This is a genomic window from Streptomyces sp. NPDC096048, assembly GCF_044763415.1.
Lineage (GTDB): Bacteria > Actinomycetota > Actinomycetes > Streptomycetales > Streptomycetaceae > Streptomyces.
The window spans coordinates 185,316-195,645 of sequence record NZ_JBIWGG010000010.1; the positions used below are offsets into that span (position 1 = coordinate 185,316).

Genomic DNA, 10,330 nt, shown 5'->3' on the forward strand with positions numbered 1-10,330 from the left:
ACCTTCGGGGGCCCGGTGCACGGCGCGTCAGGGAACCAGGCAGCGGAACAGGTCCGTCGCGAGGCCGTCCAGTAACTCCTGCCGCCGGTTGTGCAGGAAGAAGTGGCCCCCCGGCAGCATCCGCAGCCGGAAGTGCCCCGTCGTCTGCTCCCCCCAGGCCGTCAGGTCCTCCTCGCGGCAGTCGATGTCCTCCGTGCCACCGAACGCCGAGACGGGGCAGTCCAGCAACGGGCCGGGGCGGAAGCGGTAGGTTTCCAGCACCGTCGTGTCGGCCCGCAGGATCGGCAGATACACCGCTTTCATCTCGGGCGAGTCGCGGATCGCCGGAGGGATGGCCCGGAACCGACGGTCGAGGACGTCCAGGAAGACATCGTCGGGCAGGGTGTGCATGGCGGGATGATGCAGTGGCGTCGGCGGCGCCGGGCGGGCCGCCACACCGAGGTGCGCGGCCCGCAGACCGTAGCCGTCCCGCAGTTCCCGTACGAGTTCGAAGGCGATCCAGGCACCGACGCTGTAGCCGAACACCGCGAACGGCTCCGGCAGATCGTCCGCGAGGGCCGCCGCCGCCTCGCGGACGATCTCCTCGACGCTGTACAGCAGCGGCTCCTGCAACCGGGCCTCCCGGCCCGGAGGCCGCAGCAGCCAGAGCTCCGCGCCGTCCCGTAGTTCAGCGGCCCAGCTGTGGTACGCCGCGGGACCACCGCCGGCGTAGGGCACGCAGATCAGGCGCAGCGGAGCGTCCGGGGCAGGCCTCGGACGCAGGATCCACCGTTCGAAAGGTGTCACGGGCGGCGCACCTCGAAGGTGAGGCGCTTGGGGTTGCACAGAGAGTACGACTCGTACCACTGCATTCCGGTGAAGGTCAGGTCGGTGTAGCGATCCAGGACCGCATTGAGCGCGATCTTCGCCTCCAGGCGGGCCAGATGGGCGCCCAGGCAGTAGTGGATCCCGGTGGTGAAGGCGAGTTGTGGGTTGGCCGGGCGATGGATGTCGAACCGGTCCGGGTCGGGGAACTCGCGCTCGTCGCGGTTGGCGGAGATCAGCGAGACCAGCACCAGCCGGTCGGCCGGGATGGTGACACCGGCCAGCTCGACCTCCACGTTGGTCACCCGGCCGCCCTCGGGTACGGGCGGGCGGTAGCGCAAGACCTCTTCGACGGTGCCCGGCACCAGTGAGCGGTCGGCTCGGACCTCGGCCAGCTGGCCGGGGTGTTCACTGAGGGTCAGCATCATGTTGCCGAGCAGGGACATCGTGGTCAGGTGGCCCGCGAGCAGCAGCAGGACGGTGAAGTTGACGACCTCTTCGTCGTCGAGGGAGCGGTCGTCGAGGCTGGCGGTCGCCAGCTTGCTGACCAGGTCGTCCTGCGGATCCCGGCGCCGGGCCGGGACGAGTTCCTGCCCGAGATACGACTGGAGTTCGCCCATCGCCTTCTGCACTCCGACGACGAAGTCCGGGTCGGCGGGGTTCTCGCAGGTGAGGGCGAGCTGGGCGTCGGCGGTGCGGTAGAGCACTCCCCGGTCCCCGCGGGGCACGCCGATCACCTCCGCGATGACGTTCAGTGGAAGCTGGTACGACAGATCTCGGGTGATGTCGATCTCCGTGCGGTCCTCGACCGCGTCCAGCAGTTCGCCGACGATCCTCTCGATGCGCGGGGCCAGGTCGGCCAGAGCGCGGGGTGTGAATCCCTGGGCGATGACGCCGCGCAGCTGCTTGTGCTCGGGCGGGTCCATCGTGGAGAGGTTTCCCCTGGTGAAGCCGTGCTCCGGCATGATGCGACACATGTCGTTGGAGAACACCTGCCAGTCGGAGAGCACCCGGTGGGCGTCCTCGTAGCGGTAGACTTTCCAAGTCTGTGACGCCTCGTCGAACATGACCGGGGTGTTGTCCCTGGCGTTTCGCATCCACGCGTACAGCGCAGGGCCGCCGTCGGCGAAGAACGGCGGCGCGGCGTTGGGCGGGTCAACCATGTGGTCTCTCTCCTCTGTTCTGCTGCCCGGTGGGCGGGGTGAGGGTCCGTTCCGGTCGGCTTCTGCCTTCAGTCTGGGGAGCGCCGGTTCCGGGACGCCCCCGGGGAAGACCCCGGCAGCTCCCCGGTGTTGACACCGGGGAGCTCCTGACCCCCGGGCAGCGGGCAGCCGGCGTCGCCGGGGATGCGAAGGTCAGTGGCCGGTGGCCAGGCGTGCTGCTCCGTCGATCCGGATCACCTCGCCGTTGATCATGGGGTTCTCCACGATGTGCTGTACCAGGCCCGCGAACTCCTCCGGTTGTCCCAGGCGTTGCGGATGCGGGGTGGCGGCGACCAGAGCGGTGCGGGCCCGGGTGGGCAGCTCCGCAAGCATCGGGGTGTCGAACAGCCCCGGCGCCACCGTCGCCACGCGCACCCGGTGACGCGCCAGGTCACGGGCGAGCGGCAGGGTCATCCCGGCGATTCCGGCCTTGGACGCCGCGTACGCCGCCTGCCCCTGCTGTCCGTCGTAGGCCGCGATGGACGAGGTGCACACGATGACCCCCCGCTCGTCGTCCGCCGTGCCGCCGCCCCGTACCATCGCGGCCGCGGCCGAGCGCACCACGTCGAACGTACCGACCAGGTTCACCTGCACGATTCGCTGGAACTCCGCCAGCGGCAGTGGGCCCTCGCGGCCCACCACCTTCCCGGAGGCGGTGGCTCCCGCGCAGCAGACGGCGATGTGCGGGCCTCCCCTGCGCCGCGCTTCCGCCACGGCGGCGGCCACGTCCGGCGGACGCGTGATGTCCCCGGCGACGAAGGCGGCCCGGTCGCCCAGGTGCGCCAGGGCCTCGGCACCGCGTGCGGCGGATCGGCCTGTCACCACTACCTCGGCACCCGCAGCGAGCAGCCGCGCCGCCACGGCGAGGCCCAGTCCGGACGTGCCGCCCACGACGACAGCGACCTTTCCGGTGATGACCACTACTCGTCCGGTCCCAGGAAGTCGCTTTCGGCGGGCCAGTGGATGACCGTACCGCCATGACTCATCCCCGCTCCGAAGGAGGCGAGGACGACCGTGTCCCCGGCCTTGACCCGGCCCTCGTCCACGGCCTCGCGCAGGGCCAGCGGCATTCCGGCGCCGGAGCTGTTGCCCAGGCGGTGGACGTTCTCGGCCGTGCGCTCGGCGGGCAGGCCGAGTTTCTCGCGGAGTACACGGAGCAGATGGTGGTTGGCCTGGTGGAAGACGAGAAGGTCCACGTCATCGGTCGACATCCCGTGGTGTTCCAGCAGTTCCAGCACGAAGCCCGGCATGATGTCCAGCGCGAAGTCCCGCACCGAACGGCCGTGCATGTGCACGAAGTTGTCGCCGAACCCCGAGTGCTTGGGTCTGCCGTCGGTGGACCAGGTGCGCTGTTCCCTCTTGACGAAGGCGGTCTCGTACGCCCGGGGATCGCTGCGCAGCAGGGCCGGCGTCACGCCGGCCCCGATGGCGCAGGGCTCCAGCAGATAGCAGGCGGCGGCGTCACCGAAGATCACGCCGGTTGCACGGTCCTCGGGGTCCAGGGTTTTGGTCACGGTGTCCGCCAGAACCACCGCTATCCGCCGGTAGCCGCCCGACAGCAGGTACTTCGCGCCGACGTCGAGGGCGAACGTACCGCCGGGGCAGCCGCCGCTGTTGACGTCGAACCCCGGGGTGCCGGTGAGGCCCAGCTTGCGGGCTATGGCCACCGCGGCGGCGGGCAGCATGTGGTCTGGTGTGAACGTGCCGCAGATCAGCAGGTCGATGGAGTCCGGGCTGACCCCCGCGCGGGCACAGGCATCGCGCAGGGCGGCCGCGCCCAGGTCCGAGGTCTGCTCGTCGGGTGCCGACCAGCGCCGCTCCGTGATGCCGATGTGCTCGTTGATCCAGGCGTCCGTGGTGTCCAGCATCTGTTCCAGGTCCGCGTTGGTCACCACGCGCTCGGGCACGTAGCCCCCGATGGCCCGGATGCCTACCCCGTAGGGCGTACCAGCGGTGTTTGTCATGAGGCGGAGACTCCTTCTGGTCGGCCGTGCCTGCCCGCGCAGCGGGGCCGTCGGGGCGCGCCCCGCCGGGATCGCGGGGCGGGCGGGCCCGGTACGGGTGACCTCCCGCCGCCTCCTGTCCGGCCCGGTCAGCGGTGCGGGTGGGGTGGCATGGCCCGGTCGGCGGTACGGGCAGGCGTGGCGAAGGCCGGGCCGGTCGGCTCTTCACGGCCAGTCTGGGCGGTGCCGGCCCACCACACCTCCGGGGCCGACCCCAGCACTACCCCAGCGCGCCCTGCACGCGACGGGGCCGTGCCTCTCCGGTGCCGGAGGGGGTCTCGGGGACACCGCCGTACCGGGTCGGCCAAGTGCTGTGACCGGGGAGGTCCGCCGGGAGTTCGCGGCGTCCGGTGCGGTGCACCGCGAGGCGGAGCATGCCCGCGTACAGGACGGTGTTCGGGTCGGGCGACAACGCGGCGAGGTGCCGGGACGGGTGTGGCGAGCCGGTGAACCCTTCCGGTCACGGCCCTCGCGGGGTCTTCCGTCGAGGGGTCAGGACAGGCGGGCCATGCGGCTCTCCTCGTACCGCTCGCGCCATGCCTCGATCAGGGCGGTCAGTTCCCGGTGCATGAAGGAGTAGAAGTCCTGCATCTCGTCGAGGCGGTGGCCGGCGGGGCTGTTCAGCTCGGCGATCTTCAGGCCTTCGGAGGCGGCCTCCATCATGATCGTGAAGACCGCGTTCTGGTTGCCCAGCAGGGTCGCCCACGCGTTCTCCCGGAACCGGTAGTGATCACGGCGGCTGCCGGGAGCCGGGACCCGCTCGATCATGTTGGTCAGGATGAGCTGCTTGACGGCACCGGAGACGGCACCGGAGCTGATCTGGAGTTCCTCGCACAGATCGCCGGCGGTCATCGTCTTCTGCTGGGTGAACAGCAGAGCGGTCATCACCCTCGCCATGGTCTTCTGCATGCCTCCCTCGGAGAGGGCCAGAGCCAGCTTCTCCGCGATGGCACGCAGCTCCGTCTCTGTCTCGTTGTGCTCCAAAACATGCTCCTTGGTACCGGAAATCGATGGAAGAGGGGGCGTCGGCGCCTTTCAGTGTAACGACAGCTCTCAAATCTCTCTATGTTTACAAATCTCTGAACGCTTAGTACGGTCAGGACTATGACGAACGCGATCGAGCTTCGGAAGCTCACCAAGACGTACGGCACCCGTCGCGGCCTGACCGGCCTCACACTCGATGTGCGGGCGGGCGAGGTCTTCGGCTTCCTCGGGCCCAACGGCGCCGGCAAGACCACCACGATCAGGCTGCTGCTCGACCTGATCCGCCCCACGTCGGGCTCCGCCGCCGTCCTCGGTCTCGATCCACTGTCCGACGGTGTCGAACTGCGCAGCCGGATGGGATACCTGGCCGGTGATTTCGTCTGCGACGGCCGTCAGAACGTTCGTAGCTACCTGCGCTTTCTCGCCGCGCTGCGCGGCGGGGTGCCACAGGAGCGGATCGACTCCCTCGCCGAGCGGCTGGGCCTGGACCAGACCACCAGCATCAAGAAGCTGTCCAAGGGCAACCGGCAGAAGGTCGGCCTGGTCCAGGCACTGATGCACACACCCGAGGTCCTGGTCCTGGACGAGCCCACCTCCGGTCTCGACCCGCTGGCCCAGCAGGCCTTCCTCGTCCTGGTCGGCGAGGCCGCGGCGAATGGCCAGACGGTCTTCATGTCCAGTCACATCATGAGCGAGGTGGAAGCCGTCGCCGACCGGGTCGGCATCATCCGCGACGGAGCCCTCGTCGCCCTCGACACCGTCACCCATCTGCGCGCCGACGCCGTCCGTGACATCGACGTCACCTTCGCCACCCCTGTCGCGGCCGATGCCTTCGCCCGTGTGTCCGGCGCCGACCGGCTGCGCCTGGACGCCGCGGGGACCACGCTCAGCGGTCAGCTCTCCGGCAGCCCCGACAGCCTGATCAAGGCCCTCGCCGTTCATACCGTCACCAGCCTGCGGGTCACCGAACCGGCCCTCGACGACCTCTTCCACTCCTACTACGAGGGAACCGACTCCGCGCCCCGCACCGACGCGGTCCGAGCCTCCTGAACACCAAGACCCCCCGCCCCGTCGCACCCACGGCTCCCTCAGCCGGAAGGACCGCCCTCCATGCGCACCGCCACCGCCGTCTATCGCAAGTCGCTCAGTGACAGCCGCCGCAGCCTCCTCGGCTGGGTGATCGGCTCCGCCTTCATCGGCCTGGCATACGCGAGCGCGTATCCCAGCCAGAAGAACAACCTCGGCAACATCCCGGACAGCCTGCGGGACTCCATGAACGTCGACAACTCGGCTGCCGGCTATCTGAACGCCGCCGAATTCGGTCTGGTCCTCCCCCTGCTCCTGCTGATCTACGCCATCGCGGCCGGACACCGCGCCACCGCGGGCGACGAGGAGACCGGGCAGCTCGACCTGCTGCTCGCCCACCCCATCACCCGTACCAAGTTCATGCTGCAGCGCTTCGCCAATCTGGTCACCGGCGCGTTCGTCATCTCGTTCGTGGTCTGGCTGGCCCTGCTCGCCGTACGGAGCAACGCCGAACTGACCAGCATCAGCCCGGTGCAGTTCCTGGCCCAGTGCCTGGCTCTGGCCCTGCTCGCCGGCACGTTCGGCGCGCTCGCCCTGGCCCTCGGCGCGGCCTTCGGCCGCCGCAGCGTCGTCCTGGCCGGCGCCGCCGGTGTCGCCGTCGTCACCTACGCCTTCCACACCATGGCCGAACCGATCGGCGCCGAGTGGCTCGCCTACCTCTCCCCCTTCCACTACTACATCGGCGGCCAGCCCCTCCGGCACGGCTTCCAGTGGGCCGACTACGGTGTCCTCGTGCTCCTGACGGCCGTGTGCCTGGCCGTCGGACTGGCCCGGTTCGACCGGCGCGACATCAACAGCTGACCGCGTTCCGGCGCAGGGCGCACCGGCCGACCCGGTGCGCCCTGCGCCATGTCCGCGTGCCCCGCCCCTGCCGGTCAGGTCTGACGCGCCGGCCTGACCGGCAGGGCCGCCAGGGCCCGGGACGTGGCCGGTTTCCAGGTGAGTTCGGCGGGGTCCGCGGCGAGTTCGAGGTTCGGAAAGCGCGTGATCAGGCGGCTCAGCGCGATCTCGCCCTCCGCCCTGGCCAGGGCCGCGCCGATGCAGTGGTGGATGCCGTGGCCCAGTCCCAGGTGCGCCTTGTCCGCACGGGTCAGGTCGAGTTGCTCCGGGCGCTCGAAGCGCCGCGGGTCCCGGTTGCCCGTCGCGTACACGACCTGCACCCCGTCCCCCGCCGGAATGGTCACCCCGCCGATCTCCACCGGCTCCAGGGCGTACCGCAGCACGCCGATGTCCGCTGGACCGGCGAAGCGCAGCAGTTCCTCGACGGCGGCGGGCATGCCGTCGGGTTCGGCGCGCAGCCGGGCCAGTTGCCCGGGATGCGTGAGCAGCATCAGGGTGCCGTTGGCGATCAGGCTGACCGTGTTGTCGTGCCCTCCGATGAGCAGGCTGAGGGAGAGCGAGATGAGTTCCTCGGTGCTGAGCCGGTCACCGTCCTCGTGCGCCCTGCACAGGCCGGACAGCACATCCTCGCCGGGTGCCTTCCGCTTCTCTTCGAGGAGATCCCCGAGGTACGCGACCAGGTTGCGGGCACCGTCCGCGATCTGCTCGAGGTCTCCGCTCACGAGCGCCACCGACCACGCCAGCCAGCGGGAGTGGTCCCCGGCCGGAATGCCGAGCAGTTCGCAGATGACGCTGACCGGCAGCGGTTTGGCGAACCGGTCGATCAGGTCGGCCTCGGGCTCCGCGGCCAGGGAGTCGAGCAGTTCGTCGGCGATCTCCTGGATCCGCGGGCGGAGTTGCTCGATGCGCCGGGGCGTGAACTCACGGGAGAGCAGCCTGCGCAGCCGCGTGTGGTCCGGCGGGTCGTAGGTGCCGAGGGTGTGGAGGAAGTAAGGGGCCACATCTTCGGGAAGCCCGATGGACGCCGTGAGGTTCGACTTGGACTGCTTGGTGAGGTCGTTGCTGAACCGCTTGTCGCTCAGCACGCTCAGGATGTCGTGGTATCGGGTGACCAGCCATACCTGGCTGCCGTCGAAGTACGTGGCGGGCCTGATCGCCGGCCCGTCGAGCAGCCGGCCGAAGGCCGCGTCACGGTCCGGTCCGAAAAGAATCTCCACCAGGCTCAAATCCGTGGCGGTGTCTGATGACACGGTTCCTCCTGTGGTCTGTCATCGGTGCGTCGTCCGTCTGGCGTCCGTGTGCCGTCGTACGAGTCCTGTGCGGTGCCGCGCGGTCGGCCCCACGCCGCGGGGAACCTCAGGTGAGCTGTGCCGTGACGAGCACATACGTGTAGGGGGGCGTCGTGCGGTCGGCGGCGATGGCGGCGTTGAACGCCTCCTCCCCGGTGATGGGGATCATCTCCTCGCGACGGGCCAGCATGGTCTCCTTCATGGCGGCGAAGGCGGATTCCGGGATCACGGTGTGCGTGGTGATGTCGAGCGCCTCCAGCGTGCCGAACCCGGCGTCGGCAAGCAGGTTCCGGTAGTCGTCCATGCTGCCGAGGGTGGCCATGAACCCCTCGAAACCCATGCCCTCCTGCGGCCGGTGGAACATGTCCGCCAACACGAGGCGGGAACCGGGCCGCAGCACCCGGGCGAGCTCGCTCATCGCCTTGGGTTTGTCCTCCATGTGCAGCAGGGACTCGAACGCCCACGCCCCGTCGAAGGAGTTGTCGTCGAAAGGCAGCGCCATCCCGTCGCCGTGCCGGAACGTCAGACGGGCCGCGACGTCCGTGCCCCGCACACGCTCGGTGGCCCGCTGCGCCTGGTCCGGGCTGATGGTCACTCCGACGACCTGTACGGGGTGGGCGGACGCCAGCGCGACGGCCGGCTTGCCCAGCCCGCACCCGACATCGAGGATGCGCTGCCCCGGCCGCGGGGCGAGCCGGTCGACCAGTTGCCGGGTCATCCGTTCGGTCGCGACGGCGACCGAGGAGGCGTCGTCCTCGTCCGTCCAGTAGCCCATGTGCAGGTTCTCGTCCCACAGGAGGGGGAACAGGTCGACGCCCTTGTCGTAGTAATCGCCGACGCGTTCCGCTGTGGGCCCGGTGTGCGACATCTTCGTCCGTCCTTTCCGGACCGGCTCTTCCGGTCGTGGTGGTTGCCGTCTCGGCGTCCTGCGGTCTGCGGGTGGCCCCGCGTACGCCACGGTGAGGTCAGCGCTCGTAGTACCAGGCCATCGCGGAGTCGGCGGCCCCGGCGGAGGCCGCGGCTCTGGCCGCGCTGGGGACGCGGCCGGCGGGCGGTGCGGTGCGCGGGGGCCGGACGGCCGGCGCGGGGTCCGCGAACCGGGCGCGCAGGGCGTCCAGCCGGGGCAGGGCGTCGAGCACGGTGGCGAAGGGGAGGCCGAAGTCGACCATGCAGGCGATCTCGTCGACACCGGCGTGCTGCGCCCGGCGGACCACCGCCGCGCACTTCTCCTCGGTGCCGAGCAGCGAGCGGCGTTCGTAGAAGTCCTCGGCCACCACCTTGGCCAGCTCCTCCTTCTCGGCCTGGGTCATGGTGCCGGAGGCGGCGTCGTTGCTCTTCTGGGTGAGGAAGGTGTCGATGTAGCGGCGTACCGGCTCGGCCACGAGGGCGCGCACCTGCCCCTCGTCGTCACCGACATAGGTGTGCATCCCGACGGTGACCACGCCCGTCCGAGGGTCGTGGCCCGCCTCCGCTCTGGCCTTGCGGTAGGCGGCGACATTGGTTTCGAGGCGTTCCCAGCTGTCCACCAGGGCCAGGACGTTGGTGCCCAGCTCACCCGCCGTGACCCAGGTCCGCGGGTTGGAGGAGTGCACGATCCACAGGGGCAGTTCGGCGCGGCACGGGCGCGGATAGGTGCGCACCGGGAGCATCCGGCCGCCGGGGCCGGGGAACTCGACCGTCTCGCCCGCCCACAGCCTGCGCAGCACCGGGATGGTGCCGAAGGCCACCTCGCGGCGCCGTTCGAAGTTGTCGGGATAGAAGACGAAGTCACCGCTGTGCCAGCCGGTGGCCACGCACAGCGCGGCCCGCCCGCCGGAGAGCTGGTCGACCAGGGCCCACTCCTCGGCGACCCGCACCGGGTGGTGGTGCGGCAGGACGATGCTGCCCGCGCGCAGCTCGAGCCGTTCGGTGGCGACGGCGAGGGCGGCGCTGAGGACGGAAGGGTTGGGGAAGCTGCCGCCGAACTCCTGGAAGTGCCGTTCCGGGGTCCAGATGGCCCTGAAGCCGAGCGGGTCGATGGCCCGGGCCACGTCGAGGATGAAGCGATAGCGCTCGTGGAAGGACCTGTCGTCGTTGGCCGCGAAGAAGTACACGCTGAATTCCATGGTGCCCTCCCGGTTCG

General features: G+C 70.1%; 10 protein-coding genes. 2 read left to right on the forward strand and 8 right to left on the reverse strand.

Annotated elements, in window-relative coordinates; translation table 11 throughout:
- Nucleotides 1–27 precede the first annotated feature (27 nt).
- The 5 genes from ACIQ6R_RS27490 to ACIQ6R_RS27510 form a co-directional block, all read right to left on the reverse strand.
- On the reverse strand, nucleotides 28–786 hold the full coding sequence (locus ACIQ6R_RS27490; protein WP_404224091.1) for a thioesterase II family protein: 759 nt from the start codon (nucleotides 784–786) through the stop codon (nucleotides 28–30).
- Complete coding sequence (locus tag ACIQ6R_RS27495; RefSeq protein WP_404224092.1) at nucleotides 783–1,967, reverse strand: cytochrome P450; 1,185 nt, start codon at nucleotides 1,965–1,967, stop codon at nucleotides 783–785. Before ACIQ6R_RS27495 ends, ACIQ6R_RS27490 begins: the two co-directional genes overlap by 4 nt.
- A 192-nt stretch (nucleotides 1,968–2,159) precedes the next feature.
- The gene (locus ACIQ6R_RS27500) at nucleotides 2,160–2,927 is read right to left on the reverse strand and encodes an SDR family NAD(P)-dependent oxidoreductase (protein WP_404224094.1); all 768 of its coding nucleotides are present in this window, start codon (nucleotides 2,925–2,927) and stop codon (nucleotides 2,160–2,162) included.
- Nucleotides 2,927–3,970, reverse strand: coding sequence for a 3-oxoacyl-ACP synthase III family protein (locus tag ACIQ6R_RS27505; protein WP_404224096.1), 1,044 nt, complete (start codon nucleotides 3,968–3,970; stop codon nucleotides 2,927–2,929). Before ACIQ6R_RS27505 ends, ACIQ6R_RS27500 begins: the two co-directional genes overlap by 1 nt.
- A 531-nt stretch (nucleotides 3,971–4,501) precedes the next feature.
- Complete coding sequence (locus tag ACIQ6R_RS27510) at nucleotides 4,502–4,993, reverse strand: GbsR/MarR family transcriptional regulator (RefSeq protein WP_386313818.1); 492 nt, start codon at nucleotides 4,991–4,993, stop codon at nucleotides 4,502–4,504.
- Nucleotides 4,994–5,113: 120 nt separating this feature from the next.
- Between ACIQ6R_RS27510 and ACIQ6R_RS27515 the strand changes: the two genes are divergently transcribed.
- On the forward strand, nucleotides 5,114–6,043 hold the full coding sequence (locus ACIQ6R_RS27515; protein ID WP_386313816.1) for an ABC transporter ATP-binding protein: 930 nt from the start codon (nucleotides 5,114–5,116) through the stop codon (nucleotides 6,041–6,043).
- Nucleotides 6,044–6,103: 60 nt separating this feature from the next.
- On the forward strand, nucleotides 6,104–6,880 hold the full coding sequence (locus ACIQ6R_RS27520; RefSeq protein WP_404185035.1) for an ABC transporter permease subunit: 777 nt from the start codon (nucleotides 6,104–6,106) through the stop codon (nucleotides 6,878–6,880).
- Between the two features lie 74 nt (nucleotides 6,881–6,954).
- Here ACIQ6R_RS27520 and ACIQ6R_RS27525 read toward each other — a convergent pair whose 3' ends face one another.
- From ACIQ6R_RS27525 to ACIQ6R_RS27535, 3 genes are all read right to left on the reverse strand, one after another.
- Nucleotides 6,955–8,169 (reverse strand): cytochrome P450, encoded by a 1,215-nt coding sequence (locus tag ACIQ6R_RS27525; RefSeq protein WP_404224098.1) that lies wholly within the window; start codon nucleotides 8,167–8,169, stop codon nucleotides 6,955–6,957.
- Between the two features lie 106 nt (nucleotides 8,170–8,275).
- The gene (locus ACIQ6R_RS27530) at nucleotides 8,276–9,076 is read right to left on the reverse strand and encodes an SAM-dependent methyltransferase (RefSeq protein ID WP_404224100.1); all 801 of its coding nucleotides are present in this window, start codon (nucleotides 9,074–9,076) and stop codon (nucleotides 8,276–8,278) included.
- 97 nt (nucleotides 9,077–9,173) lie between these two features.
- Nucleotides 9,174–10,313: a MupA/Atu3671 family FMN-dependent luciferase-like monooxygenase gene (locus tag ACIQ6R_RS27535; RefSeq protein WP_404224101.1), complete on the reverse strand. Its 1,140-nt coding sequence runs from the start codon at nucleotides 10,311–10,313 to the stop codon at nucleotides 9,174–9,176.
- Nucleotides 10,314–10,330: the final 17 nt, after the last annotated feature.

Coding starts and splice junctions, on each gene's coding strand:
- ACIQ6R_RS27530 (WP_404224100.1), bottom strand. CDS start 9,076: ATGTCGCACACCGGGCCCACAGCGGAACGCGTCGGCGATTACTACGAC.
- ACIQ6R_RS27535 (WP_404224101.1), bottom strand. CDS start 10,313: ATGGAATTCAGCGTGTACTTCTTCGCGGCCAACGACGACAGGTCCTTC.
- ACIQ6R_RS27515 (WP_386313816.1), top strand. CDS start 5,114: ATGACGAACGCGATCGAGCTTCGGAAGCTCACCAAGACGTACGGCACC.
- ACIQ6R_RS27520 (WP_404185035.1), top strand. CDS start 6,104: ATGCGCACCGCCACCGCCGTCTATCGCAAGTCGCTCAGTGACAGCCGC.
- ACIQ6R_RS27505 (WP_404224096.1), bottom strand. CDS start 3,970: ATGACAAACACCGCTGGTACGCCCTACGGGGTAGGCATCCGGGCCATC.
- ACIQ6R_RS27495 (WP_404224092.1), bottom strand. CDS start 1,967: ATGGTTGACCCGCCCAACGCCGCGCCGCCGTTCTTCGCCGACGGCGGC.